This is a genomic window from Evansella sp. AB-rgal1 (genome assembly GCF_041820985.1).
GTDB lineage: Bacteria > Bacillota > Bacilli > Bacillales > Salisediminibacteriaceae > Evansella.
The window spans coordinates 17,008-33,385 of record NZ_JBGUAU010000040.1 but is presented as its reverse complement, the minus strand read 5'-3'; the positions used below and the strand labels follow the sequence as shown (position 1 = coordinate 33,385).

Genomic DNA, 16,378 nt, shown 5'->3' with positions numbered 1-16,378 from the left:
TCTACCCTGAAAATACGTGTTCTCAATTAGTGGTTAACTTATATAGTATTGCTAACTTTGTTGGTAATTATTCCATTCGCTACAGTCCACTCCTTTCCTGTGGGGAGCTGGCAAGCCTCCTCGATCGCAAGCGATCTGCGGGGTCTCGCCTCTGCTCTGCTTCCCACCGGAGTTCGTGGACCTCCGCTCATTCCATAGGAAGTTGATGTTTCTAAAACATCTAATAACGTATTTTCATCCTCCATGGTGCAAATTTTAACTTGCATGGTAGGACTGAAAATACGCGTGTCAGACTATCTAGTGATACTAATTTTGTTGGATGATATTCCATTCACTTCAGTCCATTCGCTTTCCCTGGTGAGCTGACGAGCTTCTTCCGTTCCTTCGTCACGAAATAATCTCGACTCTGCTCTAGTTTCCCACAGGACTTTGAATAAGCATCTTTGGTGCCACACCGCACGCAGAAAAATGCGTTAGCATTTTTCAAGGAGTCTCATGTGATTACACTCATTCCATATAAAGTTGAAGTTACTAAAGCATCTAATAATATTTTTCATACTCCATGGTTGAGCCCTAAAAAAACTAACCCCTAATTAGGGATTAGCTCTTCAATGTTTACATCTATATATGCTTTGTTACTACGAAGTTGCTCTAGTGCTTTGTCTAAGTCGTCTTCCTCTACTTGGAATTCCAATACATGAGTTAAGCTTAATCTGGAATCATCTTTATTTACATTTAATAACATGTACGCCTTTGCTGGTGCTCTAGCAGGGGCAAGGGAGTCAGCTGTTGAGTAGTTTAAAGGCGGTAATATGAATGACTTTTCCTTTTTTTCTGGAATTGAATCTACCAAAACATGAGAAACATGTAACTGTTGAATCGTAGCTTTTGCAGCTTCCGCATCATTCTCACTCTTGAAATAAGCGTGAATCCTATAAACCATGATGAACAGCCTCCTTTCTTACAAATCAAATACCCCTAACGTAAGAAAAGTAAACACCTAAACCTAAATACTTTAGCGACAAAGTTGGCCCCCGTTATTCTTAAGAAGCCTTACTTTATTCTATAAACTCTCGCTTCATATGGCTGTAACATCATTCGGCTCTTCGTATCGTCATCGTTTACATTATAATTGCTAAGAAGTAGCTCTTTCGTAAATCCTTTTAGGTTTGTTGGAAAACTAAGTCGTGCTTTTTCCCCAAAAAGGTTTGTTACAACTAATATTTTATCTTCACCCCATGTTCTTGTGTATGCATATATTTTATTGTTTCTCTCTAACACAAGATCATAGTCACCATAAATAAGAACATCGTTTTCTTTTCTTAATTTAATTAGCTTTTTATAATAATAGTAGATAGAGTTTGGATCTTTCTTTGCTTGCTCCACATTGATTTCTTTATAATTTGGATTCACCTTTAACCACGGTTTTCCAGAAGAGAAACCAGCATTTACTCCATCATTCCATTGCATTGGAGTACGGGAATTATCCCGACCGTTCTTCCAAATTACTTCCATTATCTCCTCATGGGTCTTTCCTTCTTCTAATTCATTTTTATATAGGTTCTTGATAGCTACATCATTATAGTCATCAATGGAATTAAACTTTACATTAGTCATACCAATTTCTTGTCCTTGATAGATGAACGGTGTCCCTTGCATGAGGAAAAACATCGTAGCAAGACATTTTGCTGATTCATCCCAATATTCTTCACTATTTCCCCATGTGGAAACAGAACGAGGTTGATCATGGTTCTCTAGGAATAAAGCATTCCACCCTCTTCCTTCTAGACCTTTCTGCCATTTCGTTAACGTTTTTTTCAAAGAGCGTAAATCTAAACCACCGTCTGCTGTGTTATTCCATAGACCTAAATGCTCGAATTGAAAAATCATGTTAAAGTAGCCTTTATCTTCGCCAACCCATTGATCCGCTTCTTCTACTTTTACACCGTTCGCTTCTCCAACAGTCATAATGTCATACTTATCGAACGTTTCTCGCTTCAACTCTTCTAAGAATACATCGATTCCTTCACGGTTCATATGACCCTCGAAAGAAGGAACATATTTCTTTTTCTTAGGATTTGGTAAGTCAGGAAAACCAGGTACTTTTTTAATATGAGAAATAGCATCCACACGGAATCCGTCAATTCCTTTATCTAACCACCAGTTCACCATATCATAAAGTTCTTTTCGTACTTTCGAATTCTCCCAATTTAGATCTGGCTGTTTGATAGAGAATACATGCATATAATACTCTTTTGTTTTCTCATCAAACTCCCAAGCAGATCCACCAAAAATGGATTCCCAGTTGTTTGGTTCTTTTCCGTCATATCCTGGATGCCAAATATAATAATCTCGATAAGGGTTTTCTTTAGATGAACGAGATTCGATAAACCACGGATGCTCGTCGGAAGTATGGTTAATTACTAAATCCATGATTAGCTTCATGTCACGATCATGTACTTCCTTTAAAAGCTCATCAAAATCTTCCATCGTTCCGAAATCTTCCATAATATCTTTGTAATCACTTATATCATAGCCGTTATCATCATTTGGAGATTTATAAATCGGACAGATCCAAATAACATCAATACCTAACTCTTTAATATAATCTAACTTCGAGATTACTCCTTGGATGTCCCCAATTCCATCACCATTGGAATCCTTAAAGCTTCTCGGATATATTTGATATGCTATCGCTTCTTTCCACCACGTTTGTTTCATCATGTTTCCTCCTCTACGCTTTTACAAGCAGTTCCACCAAATTGATTTATTTATATGTTTAGTAATTCTTTCTAGTTTATTCCACTTCTGTAGCAAACTTATCTATTTTAACAAATATACTCGAGCTTCATACGGCTTTATCTCCATTTTGGAAAACGATTGATCTGTTTCTACGTCATAATTACTTATAAGTAGCTCTTTTGAAGCAAACGGAATATTTTCCTGTAAAGTAAAAACCGTATTTCCTTCTGTAAAGTTACACATTACAAGTAATGTCTCGTCACCTAATGTGCGAGTATATGCATAAATTTCTTCACTTTCTTCAAGGAGAATGTTATATGTTCCATATACAAAAACATCATATTTCTTCCTTAATTTAATTAACTTTTGATAATAGTAAAAAATAGAATCTTTGTCTTCCAATACTTTCTCTGCATTTATCGTTTTATAATTAGGGTTCACAGGTATCCAAGGTGTTCCTTTTGTGAACCCGCCATGCTGGGAATCATCCCATTGTACAGGTGTTCTCGCATTATCTCGCCCACGTTCATGGACAGCTCTCATAAATTCGGTATGAGTGAGAATTTCTGTTTTCACATAATCCTCATATGCATTTTGAGTTTCAATATCACGATAGTTATCGATCGTATCAAAGTATACGTTTGTCATACCTATCTCTTCCCCTTGATAAATATACGGGGTACCTTGTAATGTATGAAGACAAGTCGCAAGCATCTTCCCTGAAATGACACGATATTCCTCCGAGTCGTTTGCCCAACGAGAAATTGCTCGAGGTTGATCATGGTTGCTCCAATATAGACTATTCCAACCATCTTCCTCTAACCCTTTTTGCCAAGTTGTGAAAATCTTTTTTAAATCAGTTAACTTCCACACGCCAGGATTCCACTTCCCATAACTTCCATCACCTAAAGAAACGTGTTCAAAATGAAAGACCATATCGAGCTCTTGACGATCTTTCCCCGTATATAATTTCCCTTCCTCTACATCAACACCAGGCATTTCTCCAACAGTGATTGCATCATACTTGCTGAGAGTTTCCTGATTCATTTCGTGTAAAAACTCGTGAATTCTCGGACCGTTCATGTAATAAGGAGAGCCATCTCCATACTTCGCACCTTCGTGTTTTTTCCCATTAGGATATTGTTGATCTTTTGAAATAAAATTGACAACATCCATTCGAAAACCATCGATTCCCTTATCGAGCCACCAGTTCATCATGTCGTAAACTTCACTACGTAATCGTGGGTTTTCCCAGTTAAGGTCCGGCTGCTTTTTACTAAAAAGGTGAAGATAATATTCATCTGTTGTCTCATCATATTCCCACGTACTTCCACCAAAAGCTGCACCCCAATTTGTAGGAGGTTCACCATTTTTACCAGGCTTCCAAATATAATAATCTCTAAATGGATTCTCTTTGGATTTTCTTGATTCCACAAACCAGTCATGTTCATCACTAGAATGATTTACAACTAGATCCATCATAATCTTAATATCTCGTTCATGGGCCTTGGTAAGCATTTCATCAAAGTCTTCCATTGTTCCAAACTCATCCATTATTGCTTGATAATCAGAAATATCATATCCATTATCATCATTTGGAGATTTATATACTGGAGATAGCCAAATAACATCAATACCTAGTTTCCGTAAGTAATCTAACTTTTCAGTAATACCCTTTAAATCTCCAATTCCATCGCCATTCGTATCTTGAAAACTTCTCGGATATATTTGGTATATGACACTTTCTTTTCGCCAATTCTTTTCCACATTACTCATCTCCTGTCTTGGAAGAATCGTTTCTTATTCCTTATACAAAATAGTCAGGGTGTAAACGTTTGCGTCACCATGAAATAATAGTTATTACCTATTTTTAACTACTATTAAACTGTTAATATATTTTCAATACATTAATTGAAATCATTTTTTTCTATCTGTTTACGAAATCGTTTGCACTATGTAGTAACTTTATCATTTTACCTTCACAATTACAAGGGGAGTTTGTTATTTTTCCCTATGCTAGACTAATGAAGCTAAGACAAATACAATAATATTAGCAATGTCCTAAAAGGAGGGTTTTTATGTCATCAAAGCATGTTATTGGTTTGGATATTGGAACGACAAGTGCAAAAGCTGTTATCTTTTATTTAGATGGGACTGTACTTTCCGAGGATGAACAGTTTTATCCAATCGAATCTCCATATCCATCTTGGTCTGAACAGAACCCTTTGCAAATAGAATCGGCTGCAATCAATGCAATGAAATATGCTATTCAAAAAGCAAATATCTCTGGGAACCAAGTATTGTCGGTCGGCCTCTCTTCTGCTATGCACTCTCTTATCTGTGTGGATGAAAAATGGAACCCTCTCTCTCCTTGTTTTACCTGGGCTGATAATCGAAGTGTTATGGAGGCATCCAAATTAAAAGTATCAGATTTAACAAAATCTCTTTATTATCAAACTGGAACCCCTATTCATCCTATGTCTCCTCTTGTAAAACTCATTTGGATGCGTGAAAATGGTTACGAAGCTTATAAGAATGCCACTCGTTTTGTTTCTATGAAAGAGTTTTTAACAGGCAGGTGGTTTAACGTAGCAGCCGTTGATTACTCCACTGCTTCGGCATCAGGATTGTTTCATATCAGAGACCATTTATGGAGTTCAGAAGCACTAGATTTAGCTGGTATTCACTCATCACAACTTTCGCAGCCAGTAGAGCCAACCTTTCTTTATCAAAACTTACATCCTTCCGTTGCTAATGAAATTGGGATACTACACACAGTACCATTTGCTGCAGGAGGGAGTGACGGTCCTTTAGCTAATTTAGGTACTGGAGCCATTTCCCCTGGAGAAACAGCAATAACAATAGGTACAAGTGGTGCAATTAGACAAATGAGCAGAAATCCCGTGGAAGCAAAGAACCAACAAGCTTTCTGTTATGCGTTCTCTAATGATCTTTGGATTGTTGGTGGTCCAACAAATAATGGGGGAAATGTGCTTCAGTGGGTACATGAAGTATTGGAAGAGGGAGATTCAAAAAAATACGACAGCTTACTCGCTGCTGCTGAGAAAATCCCTCCAGGAAGCGATGGGCTTTTGTTTCTTCCATTCTTACACGGAGAGCGTGCTCCCCATTGGGATGCGAATGCAAGAGGAACATACATTGGAATTTCAGCTAATCATCAAAAGGGTCATCTTATTAGATCAAGCTTAGAAGGTGTCCTATTTAATTTAAAAACAATTCATAACGCATTAACTGATGTAGCCATTACTACCTCTTCCATTTATGCTAGTGGTGGTTTTGCTCGATCAGACTTTTGGGTTCAAATGTTAGCTGACATCTTTGGAGTAAACGTCTATTTACCAAAATCGCACCAAAGCTCAGCATGGGGAGCTGCATGGTGTAGTTTGGTTGCAATAAATGAGGCGAAGGACCTTGAATCAATTAAAAACTATATTCCTATGAAGTCGATGATGCAACCTATTAAGAGAAATAATGAAATATATGAAGAGTTATATCCTATTTATGAAAATCTTTTCAAAATCTTGCAACCAACATTTCATCAATTGCAAAACTTTACAAAGAAAGCCTCCAAAAAGTAAGGAGGCTTTCTCTGGCTACTCTTCCTTTATACCATTATCTTCAATCACTTGTTTATACCAATACGCTGTCTTCTTAGGTGTTCTCTTCTGAGTTTCGTAATCAACGTGAACAATTCCAAATCGTTTTGAGTACCCATATCTCCATTCAAAATTATCCATAAGAGACCATAAATAATAACCTTTCACATTTGCGCCATCATCTATCGCCTTCTTTGTCGCTTTCAAATGATCTTCTACATATATTCGACGATCTTCATCCTGTATGGAGCCATCTTCCTCTACTTTATCATCATAAGCAGCGCCATTTTCCGTAATATATACTGGAATATCTCCATAATCCTGTTTAAAACGAAGAAGTGTATCATAAAGTCCTTTCGGTTCAATTTCCCATCCCATAAAGGTCTCTGGTCTCCCTGTTTTCACTTGTTCAACTCCAAGAAAACCAAATTCTCCAGCTGTACCTTGTTTCACCGTAGCAATAGAATAATAGTTTAAACCTAAGAAGTCCATCGGTTGAAAAATTTTTGTGAGGTCTCCCTCCTCTATATAGTCAAAATCAGTGAACTGCTTATATAATTCAAGCATATCTTTTGGATAATAACCTTTTAATACAGGATCTAAAAACCACCTATTTTGAAAACCATCTTTTATTCTTGCTGCATTTTCGCTTTCTATCGTATTATCGGCTGGATATGTAGGATCTATATTTAAGGTAATTCCTATTTCCCCATTTTCCGGACCGACCTCACGAAATGCCTTCACTGCCTTTCCATGAGCCAGCATTAAATGATGAGATGCTTTTAGGTGCAAGCGAAAGTCTGTATATCCTGGCGCACTAACTCCAGAGGAATATCCTTTATACGATACTACCATGGGTTCATTATGTGTTCCCCATTTATGGACCACATCTCCCAACTCTTGAAATAAATAGGAAGCATATTCAGTAAAATAATCCGTTACATCTCTATTTGTCCAGCCACCTTTATCTTGCAGTTCTTGAGGCAAATCCCAGTGATTAAGCGTTAAAAAGGGAGAAATTTTATTTTCTAATAAACAATCAACTAATCTCTTATAAAAATCTAGTCCTTTTTGATTTGGCTTTTCTGTGCATTTCGGAAAGATTCTTGTCCAAGCTACAGAAAAACGGTACGACTGAATATTTAATGACTTCATCAGTTTTACATCACTCTCATATAGATGGTAGTGATTACAAGCAACATCTCCATTTTCTCCATTTCTTACTTTTCCAGGAAGCTTACAAAAACGATCCCAAATAGATTCCCCTCTACCATCTTCTTTTGTTGCCCCTTCAATTTGGTAAGAAGATGTAGCAGTACCCCATACAAAATCCTTTGGAAATTGAATCATTTCATATCCACCTCTTGTCCTATTTTTTGAAAAATGTTATATATTCACGAGCCTGAGTTGACTCTAAACAGATATCCGTTATACATAGAGGCTTTTACATGATGCTTGTCTTAAGCTAACATTCTAAAATAAAAATGATGTAATCCTTTGTTTTTTCAGCAAGAATTATGTCGTTTACATCAATAGGAAATATCCTACAATAGATCCTATTGTGATCTATATAATAGTTTCCCCTCCGTATCATTGTGTCGTCTAAGGTTTTCATTTGAAATACTGTCATAATGTATCACATCAAAAAAATAGGGAAGAGTAGCTTCCTCATTTAATAAATCATATAGCTCAGAAATTATGGACTATTTTACATTACTACCGTTGACTGCGATATCAATATCAGACCCTTTTTTGTAATTCCCTATAGCACGACTCCCGAATATGAACGCATTCTCATCTTCATCATAAGTTGAAAGTACATCTTTAATATACTGGATATCTTCTTCTCTCAAACCAAACATTTTGATCATTCCTTTAAAAGTTTTTCATATAGGTTGGTAAGTTCCGGTAAGTAAAGATCAGTGATATCCTCCAATAGTTTCTTAGCTAATGCATCATCATATGTATTAGTAGTTATATTTCTTTTAGCTAATGCATCTAACCAAATGTGTCCATCGTTAATTATTTCTATTTGAAATGCCTGTTTTATCGTTTCTCTAGGAGTTTTTACAATATACCCTTGAGCCTCTAAATAATCTTTCAATACTTTCCATGCTAGTTCGATCGTCCTTACATAGAATTGGATCACACCACCTCTTTTTAGTTCGTTATTTATTTCTTTATGAGAATACTTATCTAAAAGAAGATAAGACTTTTCGAAATTTTCAAACCTCTGTCTCCATCGTAAATCTTTCATTTCATCCATCTTTAGGTTCCCCCTCTAAAAAAAGTTGGGAAAGAATTGATACTACTATTCGTAAAACTCCACTATCAATATTATAGTAGTTGTACTTTATAATGTCACTAAGTCTAGTGTTATCTTATGACTCTTCTTTAGAAGGCTAAAAGATAGTAGTTCAAGCGAAATGTTATTTTTCCAATTTCGGACCTCATTACTGGTTCAATTTATTCCTCCACACTTCCTAATTATCTACTTAGTTATTTTCAATGACATCAATTAAACCATAAGGAAGACCCTTAGTATCTTTTCCATCAAAGTTTAAACGTAAAAATCCTCACATATATAATTTTCTAACTAAATCCCAGTGCTTATTAAGAAATATTCTAAAAAATAATAATACAATATTTGATGTTGTTATATATAATTCCCCATAATATAATACAAATATATTTAATTATACAAATTTTTTCCTTTTCTGGACATTAGTTAGATAGAGTTTTAATTTAATATTTCAATAGAAAGGGGTGAATTATTGTGAAAAAAGTATTTTGTTTATCCGTTTTTTTTAGTGTAATATTTTCAATAACAGTAGTTGCTGAAGATCTGGATAAAGAAACCCTAGAGGAAGTTAATATTCAAGCTTTACCGACAGCTACTATGTCTACTCCAGATTTCTATAATTCAGGACGTTCTTTTAGACCAGTTGTTAGAACTTCATCACATTTTGGCCCACATACTTTCTTTTTTGATGCGGGAGATGGCCGAAGGATTATGAGAGGAGATACAATTTTAGATTCAACCTATACATTCAATGCTATATCATACACTGCACTATCTTCTTCTCAATCGTTTACTCAAAGAGCTAGAGTAGCAGATCAATTGAATGCTTCTCCATGGGTTAGTAAAAATGTAACTGTCTATCCGTATTAAAACATTAACCGGATCTAACAGGTTTAGGTCCGAGAAATTTGGAAGTAAGGAGGCTTATGCTTGTTTATACGACTAACTAAAAAAGCGGTTATGCTTCAGTTAATGATTCTTATTTTCCTAATATTATTTATCCTTCCGATTGCTTACACTTCCATTTCAGATGCTTCAGAAACAATTAAACATGAAATATATGACTTTGCAAGAGGGAGCTATGACATATTAGTACGTCCTTCTGAGAGCCGTTCTCTGGTTGAAAAGAAAATGGGTTTAGTAGAAGAAAACTACCTAGGGTTAGGTGATGGTGGAATCACTATTTCTCAATGGGATCAAATTAAGAATCATGAAGATGTAGAAATAGCTGCTCCTGTTGCCGCAGTTGGTTTATTCACTGCTCCTGAAATTACTGTCCAATTACCACCAAGTCCACCTGATACTTCACTAAAATACGAGGCTTATCCGGTTACAACAGATGGGATAAAAGAATACCAACTATCTCCCCCATTAGCAGCATATACCATATATAATGAAATTGGAAATCAACAATTAATTGAGGTTATGGACGATGATTTACTAGAAATATATTTTTCATCAGAAAATCCGAATTATGCACTCCCCCCTTCTTTTCATCAAGTAGTTGCTGTAGACATAGAAGAGGAAAAAGCATTAACGGGTATTCCGTTTCCAAATCTTCAATATAGCTCAGGTTTAGCTCCAATAGACTATGTAGAAATACCAATTATAAGTTTAAATCATGTAACCAGCCCAGTAAAAACAATTTTAAAAATTGGTACGCTCAACGATGAGCCAGGGAGTCCTTTAGATAATATTATTAAGCATTATTTATCTATTACTGACGTTGATGTAAATGACTTTAAGTTTATTGGATACAGGTACCCAGATATCCATGTTGACTTGTTGGAAGAATTAGGTGAAATAGAGCTTCTTTCAAGTGAGGAATATGTATTAGACTTCACACAAAAGGTTACTCCATTTTATGATAATTTTTTATTTACAGATGATGAATACAAGGTTTTTACTTACGAAGACAGAAATAGTTTGATTTTAATCTAAGTGGCACGATTAACTACAATACTCAACAAATTTCATACTCACTATTACCTGTAGAATATCAGTTTCATGGAGAAGATATCTCTATTCCACTTGTTAAGAATGATAATGAAACTGGTATTCCTATTTATAGAGAAATGAAAGAAAACCAGCATTTTAAAACTGAAAAAAATAGCTCAGTGGTGACTGAAGGTGAAGGATTTACATTTATTCATGCAGGCAATTTTGAATGGCAGGAAGAAGAGAAATCTCTAGCAGCTTCACCGCTTGGAATTTACGGTGTTCACGAAACATATTTAGCGGAGAATCAGAATTTGTTAATTTACCCTACTGCTGTTCCTGGAAGCTTTATTTCAACTCCAGCTCATGGAATCATATCTATTGAACATGCTGAGTTAATAAAAGGAAGCGCACCGATAGATGCAATAAGGGTAAAAGTCTCTGGTATTAATGGGTATGATGAGAAAAGTGCTATGAAGATCAGAGATTTAGCGACTGAACTAGAAGATCAAGGTTTTACTGTGGATATTGTTGCTGGTTCTTCCCATCAAACACTAACCATCAAAGTAGAAGAAATAGGAGATGTAATTCAATCATGGACAAGTTTAGGAGCAGCAGATACAATAATTCAAAGCTGGAATGTGGTAAGTATAGTTCTTGTTATTTTATTTACATCCGTTAGTTTTGTATATTTTCTATACAGTGCAGTCAACATGCTAAAAGAACGTCTGGAAGATGAATTACAATTGAAACATTTGGGATGGTCAAAAAAGCATATACATTTTCTCCGCTACAAAGAGCTGATTGGTCTAATTGGCTTCCCAGGAGTTTTCGCATTTTTATGTCTATACATTATTTCTTTCATTTATCAAATTCGAGGTAGTTTGTTTTGGCTAGCGATAATACTTTCGGTTATGATTGTGCTTTTACTTTTATTACCTATAATTATAAATAAATCAAAATACAGGAAAGTGATTAAGAGAAGAAAATTGCCTATATTAATTCACAATATACTCTATCATAAAGGACGAATCACTGTAGCTGCTATACAATTAGCACTTTTAACATTTACCACCATTTTCCTTCTGTTATTATTACAGCACGAAGAACAACGAACAATTAAGACTACTCTAGGTATCTATATTCATGGACAAATGGATATATTTTATTTTATTTTAATCACATTGATTTTTACTCTGGCTTGTCTTACTGTTGTTGAAACACTGGTTTCTTTATGGAGGCTTCGTGAAGATGAATTCAAGCTATTTTATCAGATTGGTTGGGGAAAGTGGAGGAGTTATCAATTTTATATGAAAGAAGTATGTCTTTGGGTATTTCCTGCTATATTATTAGGAGCTCTAGTTAGTGCAATAGGTTATTATATTTTTACAGGATTATTTTTTAACATATACCTAGTTACTCTTTTGATAGTTAGCATTCTCATTTTTGTTATGATCTTAGCAGTTTTAGTATTTAGCTATACGTTAAGGAAATATACAGCATACTGGGATTGGAAGGATGTTATATGAAAATCAAATTAACAGATGTCAACAAGACGTATAAAACCGGTGCTGAAAATCTTCATATATTAAAAAATATAAACCTCTCAATGGAAAGTGGTGAATGGCTGACAATTTTAGGGCCATCGGGCTCTGGAAAGTCAACTTTAATCCAATGTATAGCAGGAATTAACAGAGCTGATCAAGGTAGTGAAATCGTTCTAGATGATTTACCTATTATGGTGGCAACAGAGGAAGAAATACTTACTTTTCGAAGAAACAATATCGGATTTATCTATCAGGATTATCGTTTGTTTGAACAGTTTGATGCTTTAACAAATGTTATTCTGCCCCTTGTACCCTATATAGACAAAAGCTATTTACTAAAAAAAGGGAAAGAGTTATTAAAAGATGTTGGACTAACTGAACGAATATATCACATGCCTTCACAGTTGTCAGGTGGTGAAAAACAGCGGGTAGCAATTGCAAGAGCATTGATTAACGATCCAAGCTTGATTATTTGTGATGAACCTACTGGGAATTTAGACGAAACCAATCGTAATAATATTATGAACTTGTTACAGGACTTGCACATTAAAGGTAAAAGCATTATTCTTGTAACTCATGATCATGATATTTTGTCATATGGTAACACATTAGTATTACTAAAACACTGTAATTTATCCAATTTAAACGATCATTCAATTCTAAAAGTATAGATATATTTGAATTCCCGAAGGAGCATTAAAAAGGAAGCAACGGGAATCGAAGAGCGGCCTTCCATTCCCGAAGGAGCGTTAAAAAGAAAGCAACAGGAATCGAAGAACGGCTTCCATTCCCGTAGGAGCGTTAAAAAGAAAGCAATGGGAATCGAAGAGCAGCTTCCATTCCCGAAGGAGCATTAAAAAGGAAGCAACGGGAATCGAAGAGCGGCTTCCATTCCCGTAGGAGCGTTAAAAAGAAAGCAATGGGAATCGAAGAGCAGCTTCCATTCCCGAAGGAGCGTTAAAAAGGAAGCAATGGGAATCGAAGAACGGCTTCCATTCCCGTAGGAGCGTTAAAAAGGAAGCAATGGGAATCGATGAGTATCTTAAATTGAATAACTAACTAAATTTGATAGGTGCCTCACCATAATTTTGTTCGTTGCATGGTTACTTCACATGGATATCTTTCATATTATTCATAATTAAACTAGAGAAGTGAAGTTGCATTCCAGAGATGTATGGGAATGCAATTTCACTTTAGGCTGTGTCCGCCCCCTGGGAAGTTCGTCTGCACTTCTAAAAAATGCATCACCTGGATCCCGGACATGTTATTCGACCTCGTTCCAAGTAGTTTCTTAATAGTTTTTTCGCACTTTTACGGAAGTTTCCGACATGGAAATAGTGTATGCAGCAAAATTAGATTGTAATTCTCTCAATAAAAAACGACACAACCCCTCGCTTCATGGCGAAAAACCGTGTCGTTATACACAATATGTATGAAACTAAATGCTGTGACTAACTAGTTAGCCTTTTTTGGTGCCTTTTTAGGACAGCCTATGTTCGTTTGCTTTGATGTCTAGTAGACATCGTTCTACTCACGAATGTATGGTGGAGCTAAGGGGATTTGAACCCCTGACCTCTTCGCTGCCAGCGAAGCATTCTCCCGCTGAACTATAGCCCCTATTACGGGAATTACTCAAAAATATATAAACGAAAAAATCAAGCATTCGTTCTAATTAGATTGTAGCATTTCTTACATGGGTTTTATTATAACTTTGCTTTTACAACAATTCAACCTTTTTATGAAAAAATCTCTAATATTTTGTAAATTTAATAATTTAAAAAATAATAAATAAGATATACCATACAAATCCAGCAATAATGGAAGTAATGAGCCCTGAGAATATATTTTCCTTAATTATTTTTTTATGCTTCACTGCATCAAATATGACCCAACCAATAAAAATTGTTATTGCAAAAATGAGTGCCTGCGACATACACCTCTCCCCTTCCTTTCCTATCGTATCAAAATTATGAATGAGATGCACTATGTTTTGTCCATAATGAAAATAGAAAGAGAGGGGTAATATGTTCCGATTTGATTTTATTATAGAATCATATGCGAGATTTCAATCTCTAGCGAAGATGACTGGCATTGTCATTCTTTTTTTAATTCTCATAGGGAATATTATTCATTTTATTGAACCTGAAGCTTATCCAACCATTTTTGATGGGATATGGTGGGCTATTGTCACCATTTCCACTGTGGGGTATGGAGATTTTGTTCCTGAAACTGTCCTTGGTCGATTTTTAGGAATGCTTCTGATAATATTGGGAATTGCACTTTTTTCTTTTTTCATTACGAATCTTGCTAGCTCTACCGTTTTAACACAGCAAGAAAAAGAACAGGGAACTACAAAGTATAAAAATAAAGACCATTATATTATTGTGGGGTGGAATGAACGTAGTGCTGAGCTTATTCATCAGTTAGAGTTGTCTTATACACATCCTAATATTGTATTAATCGATGAGACTCTACAACAACGTCCTGAGCACCTAAAGCGACTATCTTTCATTAGAGGATCTGCGACAATTGATGAAACATATAAAAGGGCAAATATTGATGATGCACATACGATCATCATCACTGCAAACCATCACATATCTGAAAAAGCTGCAGATGCTAATTCTGTTCTTTCTTTACTAACTGTAAAAGGATTGAATGAAAGTATTTATGCAATTGTAGAACTAATGACTTCTAGTCAAGTTAAGAATGCAGAACGCGCAGGGGCAAACGAGATTATTGAGAGCTCACAATATTTAAGCAAATTATTGATGAGTGGAGTTTTGACTCATGGCATGACAGATGTTATCTCACAGATGATTAAGCACGGAGAAGAGGAACATCTTATTTTTAAGCCTGTTCCTCATGAATTAATAGATCTAAGTTTTCAAAAAGCAATTGAAGAATGCCAAACGAAGGATTCCTTTTTACTTGGTATTAGGAGAGATGGGAAAACGCTTTTACATCCATCGCATGGATCCCTTTTATTAAAGGGAGATCACCTTATTTTTTACACAAGATAAGGTGATCTTAGTTCATATCTAGATTTTGTAATATTACCTGCTCCAGTTCCCGAACATACTCTTTACCTACATTTATATGTTCGTAAGGAAATGTAGCATCAGGATTTTCCGGTGCTGCAAATTGATTAAAGAGTGGATTGGGATCTTCTTCATTCGTATGGTCTAAGCCATCCTCATATTGATGTGATAACAAGAATGGTCTCCCTAGGCGTACGGTGACACCTTTAGTATCTAAATCACCATCAACTGCTGAAAATGGCAATCGCACGAATAGATATTCACCTTCGTCCACCATTTTATAATCAAAATATCCATGGTCATATTCCCAGCCACCACCAATGACGTATCCTAATGGCTTTATTTTCTGTTCTAAGTGACTCAGTTTGATTTCTTTATTTTCAAGAGATGATTGCACCTCAATCATGATAGCACCTCCTACATCTTCTTCCCATAGCATATCCTAATATTAGGTGTTCTATGAAAGAATCTCTGTGCAGATATATAGAAAGGACTGACCATTGATTACCTTCGCTCCTCATTCCACATCATGAAAGTAACCATAACTGCTCATTGGTTACCTTCGTCCTCCATATCCTCTCATGAAAGGAACCATAACTGCTCTTTGGTTACCTTCGTCCCTCATTCCACATCATGAAAGGAACCATAACTGCTCTTTGGTTACCTTCGTCCTCCATCTCCTCTCATGAAAGGAACCAAAACGGCTCTTTGGTTACCTTCATCCTCCATCTCCTCTCATGAAAGTAACCAAAACGGCTCTTTGGTTACCTTCGTCCTCCATCTCCTCTCATGAAAGTAACCAAAACGGCTCTTTGGTTACCTTCGTCCTCCATCTCCTCTCATGAAAGGAACCATAACTGCTCTTTGGTTACCTTCGTCCTCCATCTCCTCTCATGAAAGTAACCAAAACGGCTCTTTGGTTACCTTCGTCCCTCATTCCACATCATGAAAGTAACAAAACTGCTCTTTGGTTACCTTCATCCTCCATCTCTTCTCATGAAAGTAACCAAAACGGCTCTTTGGTTACCTTCGTCCTCCATCTCCTCTCATGAAAGTAACCATAACGGCTCTTTGGTTACCTTCGCCCCTCATTTCATCTCATGAAAGTAACCAAAACGGCTCTTTGGTTACCTTCGTTCCTCATTCCACATCATGAAAGTAACCAAAACGGCTCTTTGGTTACCTTCGTCC

At 35.9% G+C, this 16,378-nt stretch carries 14 protein-coding genes and 1 tRNA gene; 6 read left to right on the top strand and 9 right to left on the bottom strand.

Going from position 1 to position 16,378, the window contains the following annotated elements; all coding sequences use genetic code 11:
* Nucleotides 1-589 precede the first annotated feature (589 nt).
* The 3 genes from ACERII_RS23295 to ACERII_RS23285 all read right to left on the bottom strand — a co-directional run bounded on the left by ACERII_RS23295 (nt 590) and on the right by ACERII_RS23285 (nt 4,509).
* A complete protein-coding gene (locus ACERII_RS23295; RefSeq protein ID WP_373645380.1) occupies nt 590-943 on the bottom strand; it encodes a hypothetical protein in 354 nt (117 codons plus the stop codon).
* A 110-nt stretch (nt 944-1,053) separates the two neighbouring features.
* Complete coding sequence (locus tag ACERII_RS23290; RefSeq protein ID WP_373645379.1) at nt 1,054-2,721, bottom strand: glycoside hydrolase family 13 protein; 1,668 nt, start codon at nt 2,719-2,721, stop codon at nt 1,054-1,056.
* Nucleotides 2,722-2,823: 102 nt separating this feature from the next.
* Entirely contained in the window at nt 2,824-4,509 is a 1,686-nt protein-coding gene (locus ACERII_RS23285; RefSeq protein WP_373645378.1) for a glycoside hydrolase family 13 protein, read from the bottom strand.
* Between the two features lie 311 nt (nt 4,510-4,820).
* Between ACERII_RS23285 and ACERII_RS23280 the strand changes: the two genes are divergently transcribed.
* Nucleotides 4,821-6,341, top strand: coding sequence for a gluconokinase (locus ACERII_RS23280; RefSeq protein ID WP_373645377.1), 1,521 nt, complete (start codon nt 4,821-4,823; stop codon nt 6,339-6,341).
* Between the two features lie 15 nt (nt 6,342-6,356).
* On the opposite strand, the gene ACERII_RS23275 is transcribed toward ACERII_RS23280, so the two are convergent.
* From ACERII_RS23275 to ACERII_RS23265, 3 genes are all read right to left on the bottom strand, one after another.
* Nucleotides 6,357-7,709, bottom strand: coding sequence for a GH1 family beta-glucosidase (locus ACERII_RS23275; RefSeq protein ID WP_373645376.1), 1,353 nt, complete (start codon nt 7,707-7,709; stop codon nt 6,357-6,359).
* 353 nt (nt 7,710-8,062) lie between these two features.
* Complete coding sequence (locus tag ACERII_RS23270; protein ID WP_373645375.1) at nt 8,063-8,221, bottom strand: nucleotidyltransferase domain-containing protein; 159 nt, start codon at nt 8,219-8,221, stop codon at nt 8,063-8,065.
* A 5-nt stretch (nt 8,222-8,226) separates the two neighbouring features.
* A complete protein-coding gene (locus ACERII_RS23265; RefSeq protein WP_373645374.1) occupies nt 8,227-8,625 on the bottom strand; it encodes an HI0074 family nucleotidyltransferase substrate-binding subunit in 399 nt (132 codons plus the stop codon).
* A 510-nt stretch (nt 8,626-9,135) separates the two neighbouring features.
* Between ACERII_RS23265 and ACERII_RS23260 the strand changes: the two genes are divergently transcribed.
* The 4 genes from ACERII_RS23260 (at nt 9,136) to ACERII_RS23245 (ending at nt 12,817) form a co-directional block, all read left to right on the top strand.
* On the top strand, nt 9,136-9,531 hold the full coding sequence (locus ACERII_RS23260; protein ID WP_373645373.1) for a hypothetical protein: 396 nt from the start codon (nt 9,136-9,138) through the stop codon (nt 9,529-9,531).
* A gap of 60 nt (nt 9,532-9,591) precedes the next feature.
* The gene (locus ACERII_RS23255) at nt 9,592-10,602 is read left to right on the top strand and encodes a hypothetical protein (protein WP_373645372.1); all 1,011 of its coding nucleotides are present in this window, start codon (nt 9,592-9,594) and stop codon (nt 10,600-10,602) included.
* A gap of 134 nt (nt 10,603-10,736) precedes the next feature.
* Nucleotides 10,737-12,128 (top strand): hypothetical protein, encoded by a 1,392-nt coding sequence (locus ACERII_RS23250; protein WP_373645371.1) that lies wholly within the window; start codon nt 10,737-10,739, stop codon nt 12,126-12,128.
* Nucleotides 12,125-12,817 carry an ABC transporter ATP-binding protein gene (locus tag ACERII_RS23245; protein ID WP_373645370.1) on the top strand — a complete coding sequence of 231 codons (693 nt, stop codon included), beginning with the start codon at nt 12,125-12,127 and terminating at the stop codon, nt 12,815-12,817. The genes ACERII_RS23250 and ACERII_RS23245 overlap by 4 nt, the downstream gene beginning before the upstream one ends.
* An 871-nt stretch (nt 12,818-13,688) precedes the next feature.
* Here ACERII_RS23245 and ACERII_RS23240 read toward each other — a convergent pair.
* A tRNA-Ala gene (locus ACERII_RS23240) sits at nt 13,689-13,763 on the bottom strand.
* 157 nt (nt 13,764-13,920) lie between these two features.
* Complete coding sequence (locus ACERII_RS23235) at nt 13,921-14,079, bottom strand: hypothetical protein (RefSeq protein ID WP_373645369.1); 159 nt, start codon at nt 14,077-14,079, stop codon at nt 13,921-13,923.
* Between the two features lie 91 nt (nt 14,080-14,170).
* Here ACERII_RS23235 and ACERII_RS23230 point away from each other — a divergent pair, with 91 nt between their 5' ends.
* Nucleotides 14,171-15,169 carry a potassium channel family protein gene (locus ACERII_RS23230; RefSeq protein ID WP_373645368.1) on the top strand — a complete coding sequence of 333 codons (999 nt, stop codon included), beginning with the start codon at nt 14,171-14,173 and terminating at the stop codon, nt 15,167-15,169.
* 7 nt (nt 15,170-15,176) lie between these two features.
* Here ACERII_RS23230 and ACERII_RS23225 read toward each other — a convergent pair whose 3' ends face one another.
* Nucleotides 15,177-15,593 (bottom strand): YugN-like family protein, encoded by a 417-nt coding sequence (locus ACERII_RS23225; protein ID WP_373645367.1) that lies wholly within the window; start codon nt 15,591-15,593, stop codon nt 15,177-15,179.
* Nucleotides 15,594-16,378 lie beyond the last annotated feature (785 nt).

What these genes read in the sequence shown, in the direction of transcription:
- ACERII_RS23280 (WP_373645377.1), top strand. Translation starts at nt 4,821, where the DNA reads ATGTCATCAAAGCATGTTATTGGTTTGGATATTGGAACGACAAGTGCA.
- ACERII_RS23275 (WP_373645376.1), bottom strand. Translation starts at nt 7,709, where the DNA reads ATGATTCAATTTCCAAAGGATTTTGTATGGGGTACTGCTACATCTTCT.
- ACERII_RS23250 (WP_373645371.1), top strand. Translation starts at nt 10,737, where the DNA reads ATGAAAGAAAACCAGCATTTTAAAACTGAAAAAAATAGCTCAGTGGTG.
- ACERII_RS23265 (WP_373645374.1), bottom strand. Translation starts at nt 8,625, where the DNA reads ATGGATGAAATGAAAGATTTACGATGGAGACAGAGGTTTGAAAATTTC.
- ACERII_RS23225 (WP_373645367.1), bottom strand. Translation starts at nt 15,593, where the DNA reads ATGATTGAGGTGCAATCATCTCTTGAAAATAAAGAAATCAAACTGAGT.
- ACERII_RS23270 (WP_373645375.1), bottom strand. Translation starts at nt 8,221, where the DNA reads ATGTTTGGTTTGAGAGAAGAAGATATCCAGTATATTAAAGATGTACTT.
- ACERII_RS23235 (WP_373645369.1), bottom strand. Translation starts at nt 14,079, where the DNA reads ATGTCGCAGGCACTCATTTTTGCAATAACAATTTTTATTGGTTGGGTC.
- ACERII_RS23295 (WP_373645380.1), bottom strand. Translation starts at nt 943, where the DNA reads ATGGTTTATAGGATTCACGCTTATTTCAAGAGTGAGAATGATGCGGAA.
- ACERII_RS23290 (WP_373645379.1), bottom strand. Translation starts at nt 2,721, where the DNA reads ATGAAACAAACGTGGTGGAAAGAAGCGATAGCATATCAAATATATCCG.
- ACERII_RS23245 (WP_373645370.1), top strand. Translation starts at nt 12,125, where the DNA reads ATGAAAATCAAATTAACAGATGTCAACAAGACGTATAAAACCGGTGCT.
- ACERII_RS23230 (WP_373645368.1), top strand. Translation starts at nt 14,171, where the DNA reads ATGTTCCGATTTGATTTTATTATAGAATCATATGCGAGATTTCAATCT.